The organism is Collinsella sp. AK_207A, assembly GCF_902501965.1.
GTDB lineage: Bacteria > Actinomycetota > Coriobacteriia > Coriobacteriales > Coriobacteriaceae > Collinsella.
This window is the reverse complement of the sequence record NZ_CABWID010000010.1, coordinates 26,051-46,977: the sequence shown is the minus strand read 5'-3', so window position 1 is coordinate 46,977 and position 20,927 is coordinate 26,051. Positions and strand designations below refer to the sequence as shown.

Sequence of the window (20,927 nt, the reverse complement as noted above, 5' to 3'; positions counted from 1 at the left end):
CCATCTTGCACCTTAAGCGTCGGCTCGCGTGCTTACACGCCACGCCGAGCTTTCGGCGCAATATGGAGCACCTGAGAACCGCTCGCGGGTCTATCGGGACAGAAGCCATGTCCTTTTGTCCCATTCTTTGAAGGAAAGGAGCCGGTATGCTGAATGTGAAACCGGATATCAACATTTCGAAGCTTAAGTTCGATGCGCAGGGCCTCATTCCCTGCGTGGTGCAGCAATGGGATACGGGCGAGGTGCTCATGGTGGCGTGGATGAACGCCGAGTCCGTGCGCCTCACGCTGGAGACGGGTACCACCTGGTTCTGGAGCCGTTCGCGCCAGGAGCTGTGGAACAAGGGCGCTACCAGCGGCAATATGCAGCAGGTACGCGAGCTGTGGGCCGATTGCGATGCCGACACCTTGCTCGCGAAGGTTGACTCGCCCGGTCCGGCCTGCCACACGGGGGCGCGCAGCTGCTTTTTCAATCGCATCGTCTAGGGGCCGCGGCCGCGTGTCGTCGGTCATCAATCAGAAGGGACATCTGCTATGGGAGTTCGGACGGCAAACGTTCAGCCCGGAAACATTGGAGAGACGCTCGAGAAGCTGGCGGCCACCATCCACGGGCGCCGCGAGGCCTCGCCGGAGACGAGCTATACTGCCAAGCTGCTCACGGAAGTCGAGGACGAGCTGCTGAAGAAACTCGCCGAGGAGTCCAGCGAGGTTATCATGGCCGCCAAGGACAACGACCACGACCACATCCGCTACGAGATGGGTGACCTGCTCTATCACCTGCTGGTGACCATGGAGCGCTACGGCATCACGCTCGACGAGCTGGCTGGCGAGCTCAACGCCCGCATGAAGTAGCATATCGGCTCCTACAACAGCGTCTCGTTACAGCTCGAATGTCTGCCAGGAGCCGTCGGCGCGCGGTGCGTCGAAGCTGCGGTAGCCGCATTCCCAGACAAATCGGTACGCCTCGAGGATGCCCCAGCACACGTCGCACGCGCGGTGCGCATCGGATCCCACGGTGATGGGCACCCCCGCGTGGGCGAATCGCTCCAGAAGCTCACGGGTGGGGTAGTAGTCGCCGACGGACTTGCGCAGTCCGGCTGTGGAGACTTCGATGTGCCGGCCGGTGTCGTGCGCACATGCCGCCATCTGGTCCCACAGCGGCCGTAGGTCGAGGGTGGGCGCAAAGCCCTCGCGCGCAAAGCGCATGGCGAGGTCTGGGTGCGCCATGCTCTGGAAGTCGAGCGGGCTCTCGCAGGCGCGGCACCAGGTATCGGCGTAACGGTGCCACACCTCGTCGGCGCCCAGCTCTTCCCAGATGTGCTTGTCGCCGCCGTCGTCGATCCACCCGGCACCGCTTCCGGGGAGGCCGGCCGGCGGCACGCTCGCAGCCCCATCGGATCCGGCCGCCCCCGCGGATACATCGCCCGGATTCCCGATCCAGTGGACGCTTCCCAGGCGGAACACCGCGCCGGCGCTCCACCGCTCCACGAACGGCTCGCATCCTTCGTACCAATCGCATTCAAAGCCGTAGACGAGCTTCAACTCAGGGGCGATCTCCGTCGCCAGCTGCCGTGCCGCCTCGAAGGCTCGACGATGCGCGGCGAGTTCCGCTTCGGGTACCTGGCACTCGAGTTCAGGATCCATGCTGGCGGGCAGCGTGAGGTGGTCGGTGGAGGCGAGGACGCGGCACCCGGCGGCGGCAGCGGCCCGCACGTTCTCCTCGAACGTGGGCTCGCCGTCGGAGAAACGGGTATGGGTGTGGCAGTCGACGATGGGCGTTGACACGGGCGTCTCCTCACGCTTGGGCTACACTGCCCCTATGGTACTGCCGGGCACATGAGAGGGCGGGGCAGCATGATCGAGTTTACGCACACGATAACGGACCGCGAGGGCCTGCACGCCCGTCCGGCTTCCGAGCTCACCTCCGCGTCGCGCGCATGGGAGAGCGATGTGCTCGTCTCGCGCAACGGCGGAGCGCCCGTTGATGCCAAGAATCCCGTCAGGCTCATGGGGCTCTGCGCCTGCCAGGGAGATTCGCTGCACGTGACCGTTCAAGGGGCGGACGAGGAGCGGGCGGCCCGGGAAATCCGCCGCGTTGTGGATGCCCTCTAGGGGCCTGTTCCCCGGCGGCGACGTGTGGGCCGTTTTGCTCCAAGCGGTCATGCTCGCGTTGTTCGCCTGCATCTACCTGCCGTTCCTCAAGGCCGAGGAGCGCGCCCAAGCAGCGGCTGAGTAGCGGGTTTGGCCACTGCTCGAGCGAAGGACGCTCCTACTTTCCCAGCATGTGCCGCACGGCCGCGACGGGGTGGTGGAGCAGCATGCGGGGTCCGGCGTATCGCATGACGGCACGGATGCGCTCTTCCATGGCGGGCGGATAGCATTGGCGCTCGCAGTTCTTGCAGGAGGTCTTCGTCGCCATCTTGCGGCAGGCTGCCGTGCGCGCCACGGCAAAGCGGTCCAGCTCGGCGCAGTCCGGGCAGAGGGCCTCGCCGCAGAAGGCTGTCTCGGTCTGGGCGCTGCACGCATGGTGACCGGCGCAGTAGAGGGCGACCATCTGCGAGACCACGAGCTTCTCGCGCTCGCGGCGGCGGGCGACGGCCAGGGTGTCGGGTGTTCGGGGCATGGGCGGCCTCTCGTTGGAGCGCGGACTGTCTGTTGGAGCTTGCAGCATAGCAGAGCGGGTGGGATGCGCGCGCCGCGTGGACGCAAAGCGCCACCGCGCGATGTCTGCGTGGGTACAATGGTGCCCACGGGCGCCGACCCTGCCATGAGGTACGGGCCCGCGTGGGAGGAAAGGAGCCCTATGACATCTTTGCGGCGAGCGCTGCAGGCGTTTGGATACCTGAGCTTCGTGGGCGGAGCCGATCTGCTCATCACCATCGTGGTGCTCTGCATCAACGAACAGCCGAGCTACCCGGGGCTCTGCCTTTTGGCGCTCACGGCGTTCTGCGCCTTCGTGCTCGGCGGCAACAGCATCGGCGTCGTGCGCGGCGAGCGCCCGGCAATCAAGCTGCTGCCCCAGATCATCATCGCGCTGTTGGTGAACGTTGCCGATATCGCCGTTGCCCTGACGCTCGACCAGGCCGTGGTGGCTGCGCTCGCCAACGCGCTCATCTGCCTGGGCGTTGCCGCGACGGCGCATCTGGTGAACCGTGAGCAGATGGGCACGCGTTCGTAGCCGCCCGCTGCCTCGCATCTCGGGCTTGTCATCCTTACGGGGAAAGGAATCATCATGAAGCTGCTCATCGCATCCGACATCCACGGTTCCGCCTACTGGACGGAGCGTCTGATGACCGCCGTCAAGGAGGAGGCACCGGACCGCGTGGTGCTGCTGGGCGACCTCCTCTACCACGGCCCGCGCAACGACCTGCCGCGCGACTATGCTCCCAAGCGCGTGATTCCGCTGCTGAACGAGCTTGCCACCGCGGGCAACGTGACGGCCGTGCGCGGTAACTGCGACGCTGAGGTCGACCAGATGGTGCTCGACTTCCCGATTCTCGCCGATTATGCCCAGCTGATCGATCCGTCCGGCCGCGTGCTCTTCCTCACGCACGGGCACGTGTTCGGCGCGGGCTATCACAACTCGGTGGACAACCTGCCCGCGCTGCCGGCGGGCTCCGCGGTGGTCTATGGCCACACGCACGTGAAGGTGAGCGAGGACGCGGCCCCGCAGGGACATCCCGGCATCTGGGCATTCAACCCCGGCAGCGTGAGCATCCCCAAGGACGGCACCCACAGCTACGGCATCTATGAGGACGGTGCATTCCGTCACGTGGTGCTGTCGGACGACACCGAGGCCTGAGGCCATGCGGTCCATGGGTGAGCGGTATGCCAAGGTGGTGGGCATCATCGTGCTCGCGCTCGCCATCGCCGCGACGCTGCTCTTTCTCCTGTTCCTGGCGGCGACGGTGCAGATCGCGGTGCGCGACGGCGCGGGCGAGGCCGCGGGCCCCGCGTTCGCCGTCCTGTGCGTGGGAGGCTGCGCCGCGGTCTGCTGGTGGCGGGGCCTCTGGTGCCTGGCACAGGTGCGCCAGGGCATGCCGCTTGCGCGCTACCGGCTGGGGAGCGACGCCCGCGCGGTCGTGGTGGAGCCGCTTACGCCCGCCGAATGCCCCGCGGGCGGCCCGTTCAAGCCGGGGCTCTTCCTCTACAGCGATTCCTATCGGCCCGACGACAACCTGACAGGCTTCGACATCGTGCACAACGAGGTTCACGCCATCGACACTGAGGGCATCTCGCCCGTGACCGAGCAGTGCCAGCGCGGCTACGTCTTCAATCGCGGGCGCGTGAACAACGTGCTCGTGCCGCGCCGCTGCTACAAGGTGCCATACGCCGCGGTGGTATCGTGCGAGCGGCACGAGGATCCCGCCTGGCTCCGGCTCGTGCGCGGGCGCGCCTGGCTGGGCGTCGACCTGCACCTGGCCGACGGCTCCACGTTGTTCACGCAGGTGAGCGACTATCCCCTGGGCGATGCGCCGGCCAAGCGCAGGGAGCGCTTCGAGCGGGGATGCGATGAACTGGAGCGCCTTATCGCGGCCGGGTCCGGCAAGGCGGGTACGAACGAATAGAGGGGCGAGCCGTTCCGTCACGGCATCCCATGACGATAGGAGAGAGCATGCAGAAGACCGATCTGGGCGCAGGCAAGCTGGCAGACCTGCTGCCCAATACGTCCACGCTGGTGGATGCCCGCGAGCAGATGCAGGCGCTGGTGAAGACCATCTGGCGGCTGCGCCAGCCCGACGGCTGCCCGTGGGATCGCGTGCAGACGCACGAGAGCATCGCCAAGAACATGATCGAGGAGGCCTACGAGGCCGTCGATTGCATCGAGGACGGCGACGTGCCGCACTTGCGCGAGGAACTGGGCGACGTGCTCATGCAGGTGGCACTGCACGCGCAGATCGCCGCCGATGCCGGCGAGTTCACCCTGGCCGACGTAGCAGCCGATCTGAACGACAAGCTCATTCGCCGACATCCCCATGTGTTCGGCGAGCGCGCCGGTGCGGATACCGCCGAGGACGTGCTGAAGATCTGGGACCAGGTGAAGGTTGCGGAGAAGGAGTCGGCGGACGCGGCGGCGGAGGCCGCGGACGAGCGCCCGGCCGGCTTGCTCGACGGCGTGCCGCGTGGCCTGCCGGCGCTCATGCAGGCGCAGAAGGTCTCGCGCAAAGCGGCGGCCGTGGGCTTTGAATGGGAGTCGATCGACGACGTGTGGGCCCAGGTGGAGAGCGAACGCGCGGAGTTCCAGCATGAGGAGCGGGGGAGCAAGGCTGCGGAGATGGAGTTCGGCGACCTGCTCTTCGCCTTGGTGAACGTGGCACGGCGCGAGGGCATCGACGCCGAGAGCGCCCTGCGCGCCAGCACGGCCAAGTTCCGCACGCGGTGGGCGGCCATGGAAGATGCCGCCTTCGCCGCCGGCAGGACCATCGAGAGCTACGACACCGCTGAGCTAAACGAGCTTTGGGACGAGGCGAAGGAAGCGGGGCTGTAGTTTCTGCCGCCTGCTGAGGGAGGGAGACGGAGGACCATGGACGCATCCGTGCTGAGAGAGCTGGCCGAGCAGGTTGCGCACGGCGAGCTTTCGCCCGAGGAGCTGGTAACACTCGCACAGGTGCCCCCGGTGAGCGACTTGGGCTACGCGCGGGTTGATAACGACCGCGTGCGCCGCACGGGGGTTTCCGAGGTGGTCTACGGCGAGGGGAAGACCACCGCGCAGATTGCCGGCATCGTGCAGGCGATGGCGGGCGCGGGCCAGAAGCGCGTGCTGGTCACGCGGCTGGACGAGGCCAAGGCGGCGGGGGTCCGCGAGCTGCTGGCGCATCCCGAGGAGGGCGCGAAGCCGATTGAGCTGGCCTACCACCCCGAGGCCCGGGCGGGCGTCGTCGGCGGCATGCCAGGGCCCGATGGCCGCGGGGACATCGTCATCGCCTGCGCCGGTACGAGCGACCTGCCCGTGGCGGAGGAGGCGGCGCTCACGGCCGAGTTTCTTGGCAACCGCGTGCGCCGGCTGTTCGACGTGGGCGTTGCCGGCATCCACCGGCTGCTCGCGCACGAGGACGAGCTGCGCCGGGCGCGCGTGGTCGTTGCCGTGGCGGGCATGGAGGGGGCGCTGCCGAGCGTGGTGGCGGGCCTCGTGCCCTGTCCGGTCATCGCGGTGCCGACGAGCGTGGGCTACGGCGCGAGCTTTGGCGGCGTGACGGCGCTCCTCGCCATGCTCAACAGCTGCGCGAGCGGCGTGTCCGTCGTGAACATCGATAACGGATTCGGCGCCGCCTTCCAGGCCTCGCTCATCAACCACCTGGCGTGAGCGATGGGCTTTTCGCCGGGTCGCCGCGCCTGAGGATTGGAGATCGCATGACAGGGTCGCTCTATCTTGACTGCTCGAACGGACTATCGGGGGACATGCTGGTCGCCGCGCTGCTGGACGCGGGTGCGAGCGAGGAGCGGCTGCGTTCCGTGCTGGCGAGCTTGCCCATGGCGGGGGAGTTCGAGGTGCGGGTGAACCGCCGTACGATCGCGGGACTCGACGCGTGCGACTTCGACGTGGTGCTCGCGCACGGCGAGACGCACGACCACGACATGGCGTATCTGCACGGGCATGGGCGCGCACACGAGCAGGACGTCGCCGCCCCCGAACACCATCACCACCACGCCCATCGGAACCTGGCCGACTGCCTCGCCATCGTGGGCACCGTCGCCATGACCGACGGCGCCCGGTCCATTGCGCGCCGCGCGTTCCAGATCCTTGCCGATGCCGAGGCCGCGGCGCACGGTACCACGCCCGACCAGGTGCATTTCCATGAGGTCGGCGCGGTGGATTCCATCGTGGACTTCGTGGCCGCCGCCGTGCTCATCGACGACCTGGCACCCCGGCGCGTCTACGCCGCCCCGCTGCCCGACGGCCACGGCACGGTGCGCTGCCAACACGGCGTCATCCCCGTGCCGGTGCCCGCCGTGGTGAACATCTGCCAGCAGCAGGGCCTGCCCTTCGCCCATGTGGATGTGGAGGGCGAGCTCACGACCCCGACGGGCGCGGCGCTGCTCGCCGCCGTGGGGACGTGCTTCGAGCTGCCGGCGGCGTATACCGTTCGGAAGGTTGGCCTGGGCGCCGGCAAGCGGGCGTATGCCGTGCCGTCGCTCCTGCGGGTTCTACTCATCGATGATGCTGTCGGCGATACAGGACATATCTGCAAGCTGGAGTGCGACATCGACGACGCGACCCCCGAGCTGCTCGCTTACGCGGCGGAGCGCCTGCGCACCGAGGGTGCCCGCGAGGTGCACTGGCTGCCGGTCTTCTCAAAAAAGGGCCGCCCCGCCTACCAGCTGCAGGTCATCGTCGTGCCACAAGATATCGAGCGCATCCAAGGCGTGATCTTCCAGGAGACCACGACCATCGGCATTCGGCACCAGCTCATGGACCGCACTGTGCTTCCGCGTGAGGAATCCACGGTGGAGACCCCGTTTGGCCCGGCGCGCGTGAAGACCGTTACGTTGCCGGATGGCTCCACCCGTTCCAAGCCCGAGTTCGACGACCTGGCAGCTATTGCCCGGCGGGAAGGTCTGCCGCTGCGCGTTGTGGACGCCGCGGTGAGGAAGCTCATCTAGGGCGCACCCGGCGAACTGTCTCGTTTCGGTAAGCCTCTAACTTTTTCAGTAAGCCATGGGCAACCTGGGGCATAATAAGAGAAGTTTGGTCCGGCTAACACGGAGTCGGACACCCTCCAAGAAAAGGAGACTTGCATGAGTGAGATTATGGACGTCTACGGTCGCGAGGTTCTGGACTCGCGCGGCAACCCGACCGTCGAGGTCGAGGTCGTGCTGGACGACGGTTCCTTCGGCCGCGCCATGGTGCCCTCCGGTGCTTCTACCGGTGCTTTCGAGGCATGCGAGCTGCGCGACGGCGATAAGGGCCGTTACCTGGGCAAGGGCGTGACCAAGGCTGTCGAGCACGTGAACAAGGAGTGCGCCGACGCCGTCATCGGCATGGATGCCTTCGATCAGCGCGCCGTGGACGCCGCCCTCATCGCTGCCGACGGCACCCCCAACAAGACCAACCTGGGCGCTAACGCCATCCTGGGCGTGTCCCTCGCCGTGGCCCGTGCCGCTGCCCAGTCCGCTGGCCTGGAGCTCTACCAGTACCTGGGAGGCGTCAACGCCCACCTGCTGCCGACCCCGATGATGAACATCCTCAACGGCGGCGTGCACGCGGACAACAACGTGGACTTCCAGGAGTTCATGATCATGCCCGTCGGCGCCCCCTCCTTCACCGAGGGCCTGCGCTGGTGCGCCGAGGTCTATCACACCCTCAAGGGCGTTCTCAAGGAGTCCGGCCACAGCACGGGCGTGGGCGACGAGGGCGGCTTCGCTCCCGACCTCAAGACCAACGCCGAGCCGTTCGAGTACATCACCAAGGCCGTTGAGCTCGCGGGCTTCAAGCCGGGCGAGGACTTCATGTACGCCATGGACCCGGCTTCCACCGAGTTCTACAACGCCGAGACCGGCAACTACGAGCTGAAGGGCGAGGGCCGCACCCTCACCACCGACGAGATGATCGATTACTGGGCCGACCTGGTCGAGAAGTACCCGATCATCTCCATCGAGGACGGTCTGGCCGAGGAGGACTGGGACGGCTGGGTCAAGCTCACCAAGCGCATCGGCAACAAGGTGCAGCTCGTGGGCGACGACCTGTTCGTCACCAACACCGAGCGCCTGAAGAAGGGCATCGAGCTGGGCGCCGCCAACGCCATCCTGGTGAAGGTCAACCAGATCGGTACGCTTACTGAGTCCCTCGAGGCCATCGAGACCGCCAAGGAGGCCGGCTACGCCTGCATCGTGTCCCACCGCTCCGGCGAGACTGAGGACAGCACCATCGCCGACCTGGTCGTTGCCACCAACGCCGGCCAGATCAAGTCTGGTGCCCCCTGCCGCTCCGACCGTATCGCCAAGTACAACCAGCTCATCCGCATCGAGGACGAGCTCTTCACCAGCGCCCAGTACGCTGGCAAGGCTGCTTTCTACAACATCAAGTAGCAGCTGCTCCGGCGCTCCTGCGCCGCCGCGCCACGCGATGGTCCAGACGGCATCGGGCTCCGGCCCGGTGCCGTCTTTTGTTTTGTAAAGGCCTCGGCCGCGTCATTCGCGTATCGCGTACAGACTTCTTACAGTCGGCTGATAACCGAAGAAAATGCTCCCGGTACCCTCGTATGCGGTTCGCCTGACGATCAGGTCGCGACTATGAGGGAGACATATATGGGAACGTTTGAACGCGGACGTCGGCTCGTCGTGCGGGGCGCCGTCGCCGCGGTGGCTGCCGGCCTGATGCTGGGCAGCATGGCGGTGCCGGCCTTCGCGCAGGGAAAGTGGATGAGCGGTGAGTACCACACGCACACGGGCATGTCCAAGGACGCGACCGAGGGCTACATGGGCCTGCAGAACTCGCTGGCTGCCGCCTTCCGCAACCAGGCCGTGCTCGCCGCGCTGCAGGCATCCTCGCCGAACAGCCACGTGGACGCCATCAAGTACGGGCAGCCCTACGACTACCTGTTCTTCGCCGACCACCTGCGCCGCTCCTCCACGGATATGACCAAGGGCGGCGGGGATTACAGCACGCCGTTCTACAAGGCGGTGCAGGAGCAACAGAAGTCGCTGGCTGAGGCGCTTACCACCACCTACCAGGGGAAGATCGTCTACTCCGGCTTTGAGTGGGACATGCCGGGCCTGGATCACGCATCGGTGGGTCTTATCCAGTCCGACAGCGACGAGGTACCCTACGAGGGCATTCACGAGTTCGAGTGGAAGTACGCGCACGCCACCGACGGCGACGATGCCACCTGGGCCTTCGACAACAACGGTGCGGCGGAGCAGGCCATGTGGGGTGACCGCCTGGGCGACTCCGACGTGCAGCACGCCTACGAGGGCGCGGCGTGGATCGCGGAGCACTACCCCGACAGCTACCTGCTGCCCAACCACCCCTCGCGCCACGGCTACTCCGGTGGCGGGGCCGTCACCATCGAGAACCTGCGCCGCCTGAACGACGCCGCGCCCAACAACGTGTTCGGCTTCGAGGGGATGCCGGGCAACCAGATGTCCGGCTCCAAGCGCGGTGAGCTGCCCGAGAGCTTTGCCGGCGCGGACAAGGACATCGCGCAGACGGGCGGCGTCTGGGACGCGATGCTCTCCGAGGGGCGCCATTTCTGGAACTTCGCCAACGCGGACTTCCACTTCAAGGTCTCGAGCAACGGGCAGTATTCCAGCGGCTACTGGCCGAGCGAGTACGCCCGCAACTACACCTACGTGAACGACGCCGAGGGCGACGGCTACGACGTGCACGATGTGGTGGACGGCCTGCGCTCGGGCAACTCGTTCTCCACGTACGGCGACATCATCGACGCGTTGGACTTCACGGCGGTGAGCAACGGCAAGACGGCGACCATGGGCGGCACGCTCGAGGCCACGGCGAGCGATCCCATCACCATCACGGTCCGCTTCCGCGTGCCGGTCAAGAACAACTACCAGAAGATCGGCACCACGGACACCGGCATCGCCGCGAGCGGCACGCCCCAGGTGGACCACATCGACCTGATCCGCGGCTCGGTGACGGGCAAGGTGGACGAGAGCGCGTACGGCTCCACGGCCAACACGGACGCCAAGATCGTCAAGACGTTCTCCAAGGAGGAGCTGGGCCAGCCGGACCAGGACGGCTACTACACCGTCACCTTCACGGACACGGCGGACCATGCCGTCTACTACCGCCTGCGCGGCGTGAGCACGAACGCGGTGGACGAGAACGGCGACCCGGTGGCCGATGCGCAGTTCGATGACGTGTCGGATCCCAGCACGCGCATGGACGACATCAACGATCAGAACTACGCCCACTACTCGTTCTACGCGAACCCGATTTTCGTGAACGCGAGTGCCTCAGACACGTTGTACGAGCAGGTGAAGGCCAACCTGCAGCAGGCGGTGGACGCCTTCGACGCCGCGGATGCCAAGGCCTACTCGGCCGCGAGCTTTGCTGCCTGGAAGCAGGCAGTAGACGAGGCGCGGGCGCTGCTGGCCCAGGGCGCTCCGGACCGCGACGCCCTGACCGCCGCACTGGATAAGGTGACGGCGGCGCAGAAGGCGCTCGCTCCCGCCGAGAGCGGCAAGCCGGGCACGGGCGGCGGCACCGGGAACGGCGGCGGCACCGGCGCCGACACGAAGAAGCCCGTCGCCGTCTCCGGGAACGGCAAGAAGGGCAACCTGCCCCAGACGGGCGACGACGCCGGCGGGGCCGTGGCGACGGTCGCCCTCGCGGGTGGCGCGCTCGTCGTCGCGGGCATCGCGGCAAGGAAGCGCCTGTCCGCCAACGGAAAGTAGCGCGGCGAGCGAGCGGCGAAGCAGGGGGGTCGGCACCTGGACAGGGTGCCGATCCCCTTTTTCCTTGTCGGGTACCTCATGGAGCAGGCATCTCGAATTCCACAGGTGGGGAAAACTTACCTGCAGCGTTTTCGAAAACCCACTATCATGCGCATGTCCGCGCGCACCAGAGACGTTCCCACCCGGGCATATCGCAATCCCGGGAGTACAACATGCAGGTTACGGAGCAGCCCCCGATCGCTGCCGGGGAGTTTGAGCGCGTGCTCGATGCGCGGCTCATTATGTCGGTGGTCGCCGCCGGCATCATGTCGTTTGCGGACGTGGTGGTCGAGACGGCCATGAACGTCACGTTTCCCGCGCTCATGGATGAGTTCGAGGTCAACACAGCGACCGTCCAGTGGATGACCACGGCATATTTGCTGGTTTTTGCGGTCATCATGCCCACCCGTCGTATCTCAACCGACGCTTCGCCACCCGCCGCATCTTCATGGTGGCCAGAGTTCTCTACATCTCGGGCATCGTATGCGGCTTCTGCGCCGTCTCGTTCCCCCATGCTGCTCGTTGGACGCGTGCTCGCGGATGGGCCGATCCGCTGGTTCCCGCGCTGTTCGTGGCGTTCGCCCTCATGCTCGCGGCGCAGGTGGGCGCGTCCGATATGGCCGCGGCTACCGTTGCCGGCACGCGCGAGGCCTACGTGCTTCTTGCCTTCGTGGCGGCAGCGGGGCTCTCCTGTGCGGCGATCATGGTTATGCGGTTCTATCGCCGGTCGAACGGGGCTCGTCCGTAAGGCCGTCGCGCCTAGCGTATGGGACGTGTGCGCACGGCGCGTCATGGGATAGGATGAGCGGGATCGCGAAAGCGGCCCCGCTTTTGCATACGATGTTGCATGAAGCGAGGGCATAGGGCAAAGGAGCTTGATATGGCTGAGTATCGCGTGGCGGCGATCGATCTGGGGACGGTATCCTCGCGTCTCGTGCTGGCGACCGTGCAAGAGGGAGCCATCGTCGGTTCGCATAAGCACACGATCATCACCGACCTCGGCGAGGGCGTGGACGCGACCGGGAGGTTTAGCGAAGCGGCTGTCGAGCGGGTGGTAGCGGCGTGCCAGGCGTTTTTGGGCGAGATCGCCGCCTTTGCTCCTACTGGTATATGCACGACGCTTACCAGTGCGGCGCGCGATGCCAAGAACGGCTCGGTCCTGCTCGATGCACTGGGCGCCTTGGGGCTGCGCCCGCAGGTGATTCCTGGTGAAATCGAGGCGCGTTTGACCTTCTACGGCGTGGCGCATGACTTTGCCGACCAGCGTATCGTGGTTGCGGATTCCGGTGGCGGCTCAACCGAGCTCGCGGTGGGGAGCTATGCGCCGGGCTATCCGCTTGCGCTCGACCATGTGCGCTCGATCGACATCGGATGCCGTCGCGTGACGGAGCGCTATCTGGTGCCTGCTCCTCCAACGTCCGCGCAGCTTGAGCAGGCTGCCGCGTTCGCTCGCGGTGCGTTTGGGGACTATTGGTCCGCGTTGCCGGTGCATCCTGATCGTTTGGTCGCCGTGGGCGGCACGGTGACAACGCTCGTGGCGCTTGTGCACGAGCTCGCCGTGTACGACTCCGCCTTCGTGCATCTTCACGGGTTGTCGCTCGATGAGGTCGAAGGCGCTATCGCGCGCTTGCGTGGCAAGACGGCCGACGAGATTGCCGCGCTTCCCGGCGTGCAGGCCAAGCGTGCGCCGGTGCTGCTCGCGGGTGCGGTCACCATCGCCGAGCTCATGCGAACGGGTGGCTACAAGGAGCTGACGGTGAGCGAGAACAGCCTGCTCGCCGGTATGGCGGCAACGATGTTCGAGATCCTTGCCGGTGTGGAGCCGGCCATCGGGTGGACGCCGGAGCTGAGCTAGGGCTGAGGCGATGGAGACGGCGCCGGCGGGCGAGCGGCGTGCTGGCGCTGCAACGCGGGCGCGACGATACCGATAGACACGTTTCTAGCGAACGCACCGTGCCTATTGGTACGTTCGGCGGCGGGGCTGCTGGTGCGTCGGCGGCGAGAGTACCGAAAGGCACGCCACTTCGGGCAGAGGCGTGCCCTTCGGTATGGTGGCGGGCCGACGAGTGATTGTATAGTTCGCTTGGAACGCCGCCGCTCGTGGTAAGCTGAGAGCCTAGCGCACACACATCTCAAACGAACCAGGCGCACCATGGCTGAAACTCACAACAACGCTCAACTGATCGCGCACCCCCATGCGCGCACGGCATCCCGTTCCTTCCGTGCGGAGGAGTCGGTCTCGTCGCGCTCGCAGCGGGGAGATGCCGCCCGTGCGACGGCTGCTCGTGGAAATCGAAATCCCGCGCGCTCGCATGCGGGGCGTCGGACCAACTTCATGAAGTACGCGAACGACAACCGCGTCGTCCGCGCCATCTACGCCATCACCACCGGTCCACAGCGCGTGCTCTTCTATGCCGTGGTCGCGTGCGCGCTACTCGCGTATGCATACGGCCCCGTGCGCGACCTCTACGTCTCGTACCGAACGGGTGACATCCTTGCTAAGCAAGAGGCTATTCAGCAGGAGTACAAGGATGGCTTGGAGACCGAGGTCGAGTCCTACCTCTCCGAGCAGGGAATCGAGGAAGCGGCGCGCAAACAGGGCATGGTGATGCCCGGTGAGCGTTCCATCACGGTCACCGGCGACGGCTCCTCCACCGACTCCAGCTCGCGGGATTCCACAAGCAGTTCCTCCGCGGATGCTGCGAGCTCCTCGGATTCCGGCGCACTGACGACCGCATCCCAGGTCGAAGCTGCCGAGCAGCAGGTGTACGCGGATGCCCCCTGGTACGTGAAGGCGCTCGACCGCGTGTTCTTCTTCTCGGGCGTTGAGGGACAGGCCGTGGTGTCTGCGGGCGACGCGAGCACCTCTTCGTCCTCGAGCTAGGGGAGGCGCATGATGGCGATGGCTTCGCGCGTTGCGGCCATCGGCTGGATGCCTACGGTCTCTCGATAATCAGGCTGGTAGGGGCGGTGGGACTCGAACCCACAATCCCGAAGGCCGAAGATTTTAAGTCTCCTGCGTATGCCAATTCCGCCACGCCCCCAGCGATGGATAGTCTAGCAGAGGAGCGTTCCCCTTCTGGGTGTCCTGTGGTCGATCGGCACGTTTCCTAGGGTTTACCAACGTGCATCCCAGGGCACGGTGCGTAGTGTAAACTAACGGAGTCTGCACCATTGAAAGGAGAGCACAATGAAGAAGATCGTCCTGGCTTGCGGTTCTGGTGTTGCCACCTCCAACGCCGTTGCCAAGAAGGTTACCGAGCTGCTGGACGCCAAGGGTTACGAGGGCCAGTACGAGATCGAGCAGTGCGCCATCGCCAAGGCGGCCGAGTGCTGCGCCAATGCCGACCTGCTTATTGCGACCACCGTTGCCCCGGCGGGCATTACCTGCGCCTACGTGAGCGGCGTGCCGTTCCTCACGGGTATGGGCAAGGTTGACGCCGAGAACCAGATCCTCGACGTGATGGCCCAGTAAGCAGATTGCAACATCTTGTTCGCGAGCCGGGGGCCTTCGTTTGGGGCTCCCGGTTCGCGTTTTTACGCAACCGGTGACGAGGGGAGCACGCCATGACCTCCGTGGATACCAGCCTATTCAAGCCCGAGCTCGTGTTCCTCGATTTCGACGCGCGCGACCGTGCCGGCTTCTTTAACAAACTGGGTGTGGAGCTCAAGGCGCGAGGTTACGTCAAAGACACTTGGCTCGGGGCCATCAAGGCGCGCGAGGAGAGCTACCCCACCGGACTGCCCTGTCAGGCGATCAACGTTGCCATTCCGCACACCGATCCCGAGCACCTGAACAAGCCCTATATCGCGATTGTTCGCCCGCGCCGTCCCATCGACTTTCAGGGTATGGGTGGCATGTGCGATCGGGTGCCCGCGGAGCTCATCGTGAACCTGGGGCTTCTCGCCCATGCTAATGAGCAGGTTGCCGCCCTGCAGGCGCTCATGCAGGTCTTTATGGACGAGGAACAGGTGGCTCGCGTCCGCGCCCAGACGGATGCCGAGGGCATGGTTCGGGTGATGCGGGAGTACTGCGGCGCCTGATAGGTGCCTTGGATCCCGCAGAGCGTGTTGCGGGGCACGCGTGCGACTCATCAAAAAAGAGCTTGCACGGTGCCATTGCTTTCGCTATGATTGTTCAGCACGCGGGCGTGGCGGAATTGGCAGACGCGTATGGTTCAGGTCCATATGGGGGCAACCCCATGAAGGTTCAAGTCCTTTCGCCCGCACCATCAAATGTTAAAGGCTCCTGAGGGAGCCTTTTTCTTACTTCGCCTGCGTTGCCCCGTTGCCCCCACCGAGCGAAAACCCACCGCCCCCGGCGCCACTATGGTGTAGCCTGAAAACCTCATTTGCACACCACCTGGAGGAGGCCTGCCATGAACGACACGCATCTATCTGCCGAGGACCCGGCGGTCGCCGGCGCGCTCGATCAGGAGCTCGCGCGTCAGCGGGGAACGATCGAGCTCATCGCGTCCGAGAACATCGTGAGCTCGGCCGTTCTTGAGGCCGTGGGCAGCGTGCTGACCAACAAATACGCCGAGGGCTATCCGGGTAAGCGCTATTACGGAGGCTGCGAGAAGGTCGATATCGTGGAGAACCTCGCTCGCGATCGCGCTTGTGAGCTCTTCGATGCCAAGTTCGCCAACGTCCAGCCCCACTGCGGCGCCAACGCTAACCTGGCCGCCTACGCCGCGCTCATCAAGCCCGGCGACAAGGTGCTCGGCATGAGCCTGGATCAGGGCGGCCATCTTACCCACGGGAGCCCGGTCAACTTCTCGGGCAAGCTCTACGACTTCGTGCCCTACGGCCTGAACCTCGAGACGGAGACGATCGACTACGACGAGCTCGAGCGTCTGGCCGAGAAGGAGCGCCCAGCGCTGATCGTTGGCGGTGCCTCCGCGTATCCGCGCATCATCGACTTTGAGCGCATGGCCGCCATCGCCCACGGCGTGGGCGCCAAGTTCATGGTGGATATGGCGCATATCGCCGGCCTGGTCGCCACGGGTGCGCATCCCTCCCCGGTGCCCTACGCGGACGTGGTGACCACCACGACGCACAAGACGCTCCGCGGCCCGCGCGGCGGCATGATCCTCACCAACGACGAGGCACTTGCCAAGGCGATCGACAAGGCCGTCTTCCCCGGCACGCAGGGAGGCCCGCTCATGCACGTGATCGCGGGCAAGGCCGTGGCGCTCGGCGAGGCTCTGCAGCCGTCGTTCGCCACCTACATCGACCACGTGGTGGAGAATGCTGCCGCCATGGGTTGCGGGCTCGTGGAGGGCGGCCTGCGCCTGATCTCGGGCGGTACGGACAACCATCTCTGCCTGGTTGATCTCACGCCCGCCGACGTGACGGGCAAGGATGCCGAGAAGCTGCTCGACCTCGTTGGCCTGACCGTCAACAAGAACTCGATTCCGGGCGAGCCGCGCAGTCCCTTTGTGACGAGCGGCATCCGCGTGGGTTCCGCCGCCGGCACCACGCGCGGCTTCGACGCCGAGGAGTTCCACGAGATCGGCTCGCTCATTGCCCGTGCGGTCTTTGCCGCGGGTGATGAAGGAGCGCTCCAGCAGGTGCGTTCTCGCGTGGACGAGCTACTCGCCGCGCATCCGCTGTATCCGGAGTTGTAAGCGTCTCGCGCCGCATGTTACGCTCGTGTAAAGGCTGGACGGTACGGCGCGTTCGCATGTCAGTCTGCGCTATGGTGTGCGCAAGGTCATCATGGGAAGAGGAGCCCCTATGTACGGTATTGGCAGCATCCTGGGAGGAATGGCGGGCTTTATCGTCATTGCCTTCATCCTAATCATCCTGATCATGAACACGTTCTTTGTGGTGAAGCAGCAGCATGCGGTCATCATCGAGCGCCTGGGCAAGTTCAACAACATCGTGGGCGCGGGCTTCCACGCCAAGATTCCGTTCATCGATCGTAAGGCCGCCACGGTAAGCCTGCGCACCATGAAGAACGGCTTCGACATCGACGTGAAGACCGAGGATAACGTGACCATCGGCCTCGAGGTCTCGGCCCAGTACCATGTGAGCTATGAGCGCGGTAACACGCCCGCCGATTCCGGTGTGTACAAGAGCTACTACATGCTGCAGCAGCCGGTGGCGCAGATGCGCGACTTCATCACCGATGCCCTGCGCAGCTCCATTCCGGTGTACACGCTGGATGAGGTCTTCGCCAAGAAGGACGACATCGCCAAGGACGTGAACGCCACGGTGTCCGAGCAGATGGCCGCGTACGGTTTCACGCTGGTCTCCACGCTGATCACCAAGATCGCTCTGCCGCGCGAGGTCGAGGATTCCATGAACCAGATCAACGCCGCGCAGCGTACCAAGGCCGCGTCGCAGGACCTGGCCGAGGCCGATCGCATCCGTCGCGTGACGGAGGCCAAGGCAGAGGCCGAGGCCATGGAGGAGAGCGGTCGCGGTATCGCGGCCCAGCGCCAGGCTATCGCCGAGGGCATCAAGGGCTCGCTGGACACCATCCAGGCCACGGGCGTTTCCACCGACGAGGCGAACAAGCTGTTCATGTTCACGCAGTGGACCGAGATGATGAACGAGTTTGCCAAGAGCGGCAAGGCCGCCACGGTGGTGCTGCCGGCAGACTTCCGCGAGAGCGCGAGTCTCTTCGAGCAGATGAGCGCCGCCCAGCAGGCGGGCGAGGGCGTGAAGGTACCCTCCATCAAGCCGAGCCAGGACTAAGTACAAGCTGAGCGTTTTTGGAGCGGGGCCGAGGAGAATCGGCTCCGCTGCTTACGAGCGCGAAGCAACGAATCGGGTTTCGTTCGTCAGGAGACTGCATGGCTCGCCAGGATTCCAACATCGATCCCTTTAACGCGGGGGAACCTATTCTGCCTTGGAACGATTCCGCGCAGCTGCACGATGAAGACGGCTGTGTCTTCGACGACCAGCCATACAACGCGCCCAGCAAGCGGCAGGATGACTACGAGGCACCGGCTTCGTCTGCGGATCAGGCGCCAAAAGAGACGTCGCGCGGCTCCAAAAAGAGGCGTGAAAGCCGCCGGTCCTCGAGCACCGCGTCGAGCACCGCGAGCACTTCGAGCTCATCGAGTTCAAAGGCTACGGTTGACACGCTTAAGAAGCAGGCTGAGGTAGCGGCGCGCGCTCGGGCCGCATCGCGCGAGGGCAAGGGTCGCCGCCGCGTGCTGCCCCGCGTGATCGTGATCCTCATCGTTTTCTCGGTTATCGGCACCGGGCTCGATATGGTCGGCTCCATCATCGACAACATCTTCTCCAGCCGCTCCGATAGCTCGAGCTATGACTCCAGCTACGATTCCTCCTCCGATACCAGCAAGGAAGATGAGCAGGCCCAACAGAATGCCGCGTCCAGTGCCGCGGACAGCTACATAGGCGCGATTCCCACGACCGAGGAGTATCGTGCGCTGGCGAAAAAGTGGCTCGAGAGCAACATGCCGTACATGACGGGCTACGACGTGGCGGGTTCCGGCATCGACGAGGAAGCGTGGGCGGACTGGTTCCTGAACAGCGTTTCGTTCACGAAGGCCGATGCGTACGTGTACGCCAGCTATGGGGATAACAATCCGGCCGAAGCAAGTGTCACCTACGACGCGACATGCCCGGATGTCTACAATGTCTACGATGCCTTCAGCTCCGCCGCAAAGGACTACCTCTATGAGCAGGGCGTTCCGTACTACAATGACAACCCGCCGGCACTCGCCGAGGACCAGAAGGCGCACCTCCGCGAGCTGTTTGCAGCCGCGCTCAAAAACGTCAAGATGAACGAAGGGCGCTTTTTCATTCTTGAGCTGACGGAAGATTCGGACGGCACCTGGAAGGTAGACGAGACCACGGCGCTTAAGAACTACAAGAGCGCCACGAGTCTCTCAACCTATGCAACCTATGAGTAAAAGGGTATGGCGGCTTTTGGGTTAGTCCCAGAAGCCGTCGTCTTCTCCGGTCTGCTTGGGCCCGCGATCCACGTACAGCTTGTGGGTGCGGCGCTCGAGGATGACGGCCGCGATGGTGAAGGCGATGATGCCACCCACAAAAAGGACGGCAAGGCCTGCGCGCGTGTTGAACAAAAAGGAGAAAATCGCGTCCATCCGATGCCTTCTTGGTGTCTCGACGTCTCGGTTTACGCGCACAAGTATATACTTGCGGATGCAAAACTGAATGTGCGAACCGAGCTCGATACGGAAGGCAGATACCATGCTCGATATCAAATTCGTCCGCGAGAATCCCGATGCGGTAGACGAGGCCATGGCTAATCGCCAGACCTCGTGGGATCGCGAGAAGTTCTTCCAGATGGACGGCGAGCGCCGCTCTGTCATCGCCGAGGTGGAGGAACTGCAGGCCACGCGTAACGCTGAGTCCAAGAAGATCGGCGAGCTGATGCGCGCCGGCAAGAAGGATGAGGCCGAGGCCGCCAAGGAGGCCGTGCGCGAGGTCAACGAGAAGATCGACGGCCTTGCCGCCAAGCGTGCCGAGCTCGAGCAGGAGCTCTACGACTTCATGGCCCATCTGCCGAACATCCCCTGCGCCGCCACGCCCGTGGGCAAGGATGAGACCGAGAACCCCGAGCGTCGCCGTTGGGGCAAGCCCCGCGACTTCGCAGCCGAGGGCTTTGAGCCCAAGGCGCACTGGGATCTGGGTACCGACCTGGATATCCTGGACTTCGACCGCGGCATGAAGCTCTCTGGCAGCCGCTTTACCGTGATGGGCGGCGCCGGTGCCCGCCTGGAGCGCGCGCTCATCAACTTCTTCCTCGACACCCATACGAGCCGCGGCTTCAAGGAGTGGTGGCCGCCCGTGGTGGTCAAGCGCCAGACGATGTTCGGCACGGGTCAGCTGCCCAAGTTCGAGGATGACGCCTATCACGTGTCCGGTGACAACTTCCTGATTCCCACCGCCGAGGTCGTGCTGACCAACCTGCACGCCGGCGAGGTGCTGGATGCCGATAGCCTGCCGCGCTGGTACACCGCCTTCACCCCGTGCTTCCGCGAGGAGGCCGGCTCCGCCGGTCGCGACACGCGCGGTATCATTCGCCAGCACGAGTTCGACAAGGTTGAGATGGTCAAGTTTGCCACGCCGGAGGACTCCGACAACCAGCTCGAGAGCATGACCGCCGAGTGCGAGTACCTGCTGCAGCAGTTGGGCCTGCCGTATCGCGTGATCAGCCTGTGCACCGGCGACCTGGGCTTCTCCGCGCGCCAGACCTACGACGTGGAGGTGTGGCTCCCGAGCTACAACAGCTTCAAGGAGATTTCCTCCTGCTCCAACTGCGGCGACTTCCAGGCCCGCCGCGCGAACATCAAGTATCGCGACCCCGAGAACTTCAAGGGCACGCGCTACCTGCATACGCTCAACGGTTCCGGTCTGCCTGCGGGCCGCACCATGGCGGCGATTCTGGAGAACTACCAGAACGCTGACGGCACCGTGACGGTTCCCGAGGTCTTGCGCCCCTACATGGGTTGCGACATCATCGGCGCCTAGGTCTAGCTGCCACTTGGCTCACATGGTCGAGTCAGAACGCCGCTCCGCATTCTCAAG

The 20,927-nt window shown here is 65.1% G+C and carries 24 protein-coding genes and 2 tRNA genes; 22 read left to right on the top strand and 4 right to left on the bottom strand.

Translation table 11 applies throughout. The annotated features are described in order from the left end of the window. Window positions 1-146 precede the first annotated feature (146 nt). Together hisI and hisE are read left to right on the top strand one after the other, a co-directional pair. A complete protein-coding gene (gene hisI / locus GDJ97_RS01840; protein WP_193221262.1) occupies window positions 147-485 on the top strand; it encodes a phosphoribosyl-AMP cyclohydrolase in 339 nt (112 codons plus the stop codon). 48 nt (window positions 486-533) lie between these two features. Beyond that, a complete protein-coding gene (gene hisE / locus GDJ97_RS01835; RefSeq protein ID WP_152069522.1) occupies window positions 534-851 on the top strand; it encodes a phosphoribosyl-ATP diphosphatase in 318 nt (105 codons plus the stop codon). Window positions 852-878: 27 nt separating this feature from the next. Here the strand turns inward: hisE and GDJ97_RS01830 are convergent, their stop codons facing one another. After that, complete coding sequence (locus GDJ97_RS01830) at window positions 879-1,784, bottom strand: PHP domain-containing protein (RefSeq protein ID WP_152069521.1); 906 nt, start codon at window positions 1,782-1,784, stop codon at window positions 879-881. Window positions 1,785-1,853: 69 nt separating this feature from the next. On the opposite strand from GDJ97_RS01830, the gene GDJ97_RS01825 reads away from it, so the two are divergent. Next, entirely contained in the window at window positions 1,854-2,111 is a 258-nt protein-coding gene (locus GDJ97_RS01825) for an HPr family phosphocarrier protein (RefSeq protein WP_152069520.1), read from the top strand. Further along, window positions 2,101-2,235 carry a hypothetical protein gene (locus tag GDJ97_RS09635; protein WP_255445727.1) on the top strand — a complete coding sequence of 45 codons (135 nt, stop codon included), beginning with the start codon at window positions 2,101-2,103 and terminating at the stop codon, window positions 2,233-2,235. Before GDJ97_RS01825 ends, GDJ97_RS09635 begins: the two co-directional genes overlap by 11 nt. 33 nt (window positions 2,236-2,268) lie before the next feature. On the opposite strand, the gene GDJ97_RS01820 is transcribed toward GDJ97_RS09635, so the two are convergent. After that, window positions 2,269-2,622, bottom strand: a complete 354-nt coding sequence (locus GDJ97_RS01820) for a nitrous oxide-stimulated promoter family protein (RefSeq protein ID WP_152069519.1) — start codon at window positions 2,620-2,622, stop codon at window positions 2,269-2,271. 180 nt (window positions 2,623-2,802) lie between these two features. Here GDJ97_RS01820 and GDJ97_RS01815 point away from each other — a divergent pair, with 180 nt between their 5' ends. From GDJ97_RS01815 to GDJ97_RS01765, 11 genes are all read left to right on the top strand, one after another. Beyond that, complete coding sequence (locus GDJ97_RS01815; protein ID WP_152069518.1) at window positions 2,803-3,177, top strand: hypothetical protein; 375 nt, start codon at window positions 2,803-2,805, stop codon at window positions 3,175-3,177. A 54-nt stretch (window positions 3,178-3,231) separates the two neighbouring features. Beyond that, entirely contained in the window at window positions 3,232-3,801 is a 570-nt protein-coding gene (yfcE, locus tag GDJ97_RS01810; RefSeq protein WP_152069517.1) for a phosphodiesterase, read from the top strand. A gap of 13 nt (window positions 3,802-3,814) precedes the next feature. Beyond that, on the top strand, window positions 3,815-4,567 hold the full coding sequence (locus GDJ97_RS01805) for a hypothetical protein (RefSeq protein ID WP_152069516.1): 753 nt from the start codon (window positions 3,815-3,817) through the stop codon (window positions 4,565-4,567). Between the two features lie 47 nt (window positions 4,568-4,614). Next, window positions 4,615-5,487 (top strand): nucleoside triphosphate pyrophosphohydrolase, encoded by an 873-nt coding sequence (gene mazG / locus GDJ97_RS01800; RefSeq protein ID WP_152069515.1) that lies wholly within the window; start codon window positions 4,615-4,617, stop codon window positions 5,485-5,487. A 36-nt stretch (window positions 5,488-5,523) separates the two neighbouring features. Further along, window positions 5,524-6,303: a nickel pincer cofactor biosynthesis protein LarB gene (gene larB, locus GDJ97_RS01795; protein WP_152069514.1), complete on the top strand. Its 780-nt coding sequence runs from the start codon at window positions 5,524-5,526 to the stop codon at window positions 6,301-6,303. Between the two features lie 47 nt (window positions 6,304-6,350). Further along, window positions 6,351-7,601: a nickel pincer cofactor biosynthesis protein LarC gene (larC, locus tag GDJ97_RS01790; RefSeq protein WP_152069513.1), complete on the top strand. Its 1,251-nt coding sequence runs from the start codon at window positions 6,351-6,353 to the stop codon at window positions 7,599-7,601. Between the two features lie 135 nt (window positions 7,602-7,736). Then, window positions 7,737-9,026 carry a phosphopyruvate hydratase gene (eno, locus tag GDJ97_RS01785; protein WP_152069512.1) on the top strand — a complete coding sequence of 430 codons (1,290 nt, stop codon included), beginning with the start codon at window positions 7,737-7,739 and terminating at the stop codon, window positions 9,024-9,026. A 219-nt stretch (window positions 9,027-9,245) separates the two neighbouring features. Further along, a complete protein-coding gene (locus GDJ97_RS01780) occupies window positions 9,246-11,354 on the top strand; it encodes a hypothetical protein (protein WP_152069511.1) in 2,109 nt (702 codons plus the stop codon). A gap of 487 nt (window positions 11,355-11,841) precedes the next feature. Then, a complete protein-coding gene (locus GDJ97_RS01775) occupies window positions 11,842-12,141 on the top strand; it encodes a hypothetical protein (protein WP_152069510.1) in 300 nt (99 codons plus the stop codon). A 132-nt stretch (window positions 12,142-12,273) separates the two neighbouring features. Next, the gene (locus tag GDJ97_RS01770) at window positions 12,274-13,248 is read left to right on the top strand and encodes a hypothetical protein (protein ID WP_152069509.1); all 975 of its coding nucleotides are present in this window, start codon (window positions 12,274-12,276) and stop codon (window positions 13,246-13,248) included. Between the two features lie 480 nt (window positions 13,249-13,728). Further along, complete coding sequence (locus GDJ97_RS01765) at window positions 13,729-14,277, top strand: hypothetical protein (RefSeq protein ID WP_152069508.1); 549 nt, start codon at window positions 13,729-13,731, stop codon at window positions 14,275-14,277. A gap of 75 nt (window positions 14,278-14,352) precedes the next feature. Here the strand turns inward: GDJ97_RS01765 and GDJ97_RS01760 are convergent. Beyond that, window positions 14,353-14,437: transfer RNA gene (locus GDJ97_RS01760), tRNA-Leu, on the bottom strand. A 146-nt stretch (window positions 14,438-14,583) separates the two neighbouring features. On the opposite strand from GDJ97_RS01760, the gene GDJ97_RS01755 reads away from it, so the two are divergent. The 6 genes from GDJ97_RS01755 (at window position 14,584) to GDJ97_RS01730 (ending at window position 19,285) form a co-directional block, all read left to right on the top strand. After that, entirely contained in the window at window positions 14,584-14,868 is a 285-nt protein-coding gene (locus tag GDJ97_RS01755) for a PTS sugar transporter subunit IIB (protein ID WP_152069507.1), read from the top strand. 92 nt (window positions 14,869-14,960) lie between these two features. Then, window positions 14,961-15,437, top strand: coding sequence for a PTS sugar transporter subunit IIA (locus GDJ97_RS01750; protein WP_152069506.1), 477 nt, complete (start codon window positions 14,961-14,963; stop codon window positions 15,435-15,437). Between the two features lie 101 nt (window positions 15,438-15,538). Then, window positions 15,539-15,625, top strand: a tRNA-Leu gene (locus GDJ97_RS01745). Between the two features lie 147 nt (window positions 15,626-15,772). Further along, the gene (glyA, locus tag GDJ97_RS01740; protein ID WP_152069505.1) at window positions 15,773-17,023 is read left to right on the top strand and encodes a serine hydroxymethyltransferase; all 1,251 of its coding nucleotides are present in this window, start codon (window positions 15,773-15,775) and stop codon (window positions 17,021-17,023) included. Between the two features lie 139 nt (window positions 17,024-17,162). Further along, the gene (locus GDJ97_RS01735; protein ID WP_373422655.1) at window positions 17,163-18,098 is read left to right on the top strand and encodes an SPFH domain-containing protein; all 936 of its coding nucleotides are present in this window, start codon (window positions 17,163-17,165) and stop codon (window positions 18,096-18,098) included. Between the two features lie 98 nt (window positions 18,099-18,196). Then, the gene (locus tag GDJ97_RS01730; RefSeq protein ID WP_152069504.1) at window positions 18,197-19,285 is read left to right on the top strand and encodes a hypothetical protein; all 1,089 of its coding nucleotides are present in this window, start codon (window positions 18,197-18,199) and stop codon (window positions 19,283-19,285) included. A gap of 21 nt (window positions 19,286-19,306) precedes the next feature. Here GDJ97_RS01730 and GDJ97_RS09310 read toward each other — a convergent pair whose 3' ends face one another. Continuing rightward, entirely contained in the window at window positions 19,307-19,480 is a 174-nt protein-coding gene (locus GDJ97_RS09310) for a DUF6724 family protein (RefSeq protein WP_193221260.1), read from the bottom strand. Between the two features lie 106 nt (window positions 19,481-19,586). On the opposite strand from GDJ97_RS09310, the gene serS reads away from it, so the two are divergent. Further along, window positions 19,587-20,870: a serine--tRNA ligase gene (gene serS, locus GDJ97_RS01725; RefSeq protein WP_152069503.1), complete on the top strand. Its 1,284-nt coding sequence runs from the start codon at window positions 19,587-19,589 to the stop codon at window positions 20,868-20,870. Window positions 20,871-20,927: the final 57 nt, after the last annotated feature.

Bases quoted from the DNA above. Each gene is read 5' to 3' on its own strand.
- hisI (WP_193221262.1), top strand. From the start codon at position 147: ATGCTGAATGTGAAACCGGATATCAACATTTCGAAGCTTAAGTTCGAT.
- hisE (WP_152069522.1), top strand. From the start codon at position 534: ATGGGAGTTCGGACGGCAAACGTTCAGCCCGGAAACATTGGAGAGACG.
- GDJ97_RS01825 (WP_152069520.1), top strand. From the start codon at position 1,854: ATGATCGAGTTTACGCACACGATAACGGACCGCGAGGGCCTGCACGCC.
- GDJ97_RS09635 (WP_255445727.1), top strand. From the start codon at position 2,101: ATGCCCTCTAGGGGCCTGTTCCCCGGCGGCGACGTGTGGGCCGTTTTG.
- GDJ97_RS01820 (WP_152069519.1), bottom strand. From the start codon at position 2,622: ATGCCCCGAACACCCGACACCCTGGCCGTCGCCCGCCGCCGCGAGCGC.
- GDJ97_RS01815 (WP_152069518.1), top strand. From the start codon at position 2,803: ATGACATCTTTGCGGCGAGCGCTGCAGGCGTTTGGATACCTGAGCTTC.
- yfcE (WP_152069517.1), top strand. From the start codon at position 3,232: ATGAAGCTGCTCATCGCATCCGACATCCACGGTTCCGCCTACTGGACG.
- GDJ97_RS01805 (WP_152069516.1), top strand. From the start codon at position 3,815: ATGGGTGAGCGGTATGCCAAGGTGGTGGGCATCATCGTGCTCGCGCTC.
- mazG (WP_152069515.1), top strand. From the start codon at position 4,615: ATGCAGAAGACCGATCTGGGCGCAGGCAAGCTGGCAGACCTGCTGCCC.
- larB (WP_152069514.1), top strand. From the start codon at position 5,524: ATGGACGCATCCGTGCTGAGAGAGCTGGCCGAGCAGGTTGCGCACGGC.
- larC (WP_152069513.1), top strand. From the start codon at position 6,351: ATGACAGGGTCGCTCTATCTTGACTGCTCGAACGGACTATCGGGGGAC.
- eno (WP_152069512.1), top strand. From the start codon at position 7,737: ATGAGTGAGATTATGGACGTCTACGGTCGCGAGGTTCTGGACTCGCGC.
- GDJ97_RS01780 (WP_152069511.1), top strand. From the start codon at position 9,246: ATGGGAACGTTTGAACGCGGACGTCGGCTCGTCGTGCGGGGCGCCGTC.
- GDJ97_RS01775 (WP_152069510.1), top strand. From the start codon at position 11,842: ATGGTGGCCAGAGTTCTCTACATCTCGGGCATCGTATGCGGCTTCTGC.
- GDJ97_RS01770 (WP_152069509.1), top strand. From the start codon at position 12,274: ATGGCTGAGTATCGCGTGGCGGCGATCGATCTGGGGACGGTATCCTCG.
- GDJ97_RS01765 (WP_152069508.1), top strand. From the start codon at position 13,729: ATGAAGTACGCGAACGACAACCGCGTCGTCCGCGCCATCTACGCCATC.
- GDJ97_RS01755 (WP_152069507.1), top strand. From the start codon at position 14,584: ATGAAGAAGATCGTCCTGGCTTGCGGTTCTGGTGTTGCCACCTCCAAC.
- GDJ97_RS01750 (WP_152069506.1), top strand. From the start codon at position 14,961: ATGACCTCCGTGGATACCAGCCTATTCAAGCCCGAGCTCGTGTTCCTC.
- glyA (WP_152069505.1), top strand. From the start codon at position 15,773: ATGAACGACACGCATCTATCTGCCGAGGACCCGGCGGTCGCCGGCGCG.
- GDJ97_RS01735 (WP_373422655.1), top strand. From the start codon at position 17,163: ATGGCGGGCTTTATCGTCATTGCCTTCATCCTAATCATCCTGATCATG.
- GDJ97_RS01730 (WP_152069504.1), top strand. From the start codon at position 18,197: ATGGCTCGCCAGGATTCCAACATCGATCCCTTTAACGCGGGGGAACCT.
- GDJ97_RS09310 (WP_193221260.1), bottom strand. From the start codon at position 19,480: ATGGACGCGATTTTCTCCTTTTTGTTCAACACGCGCGCAGGCCTTGCC.
- serS (WP_152069503.1), top strand. From the start codon at position 19,587: ATGCTCGATATCAAATTCGTCCGCGAGAATCCCGATGCGGTAGACGAG.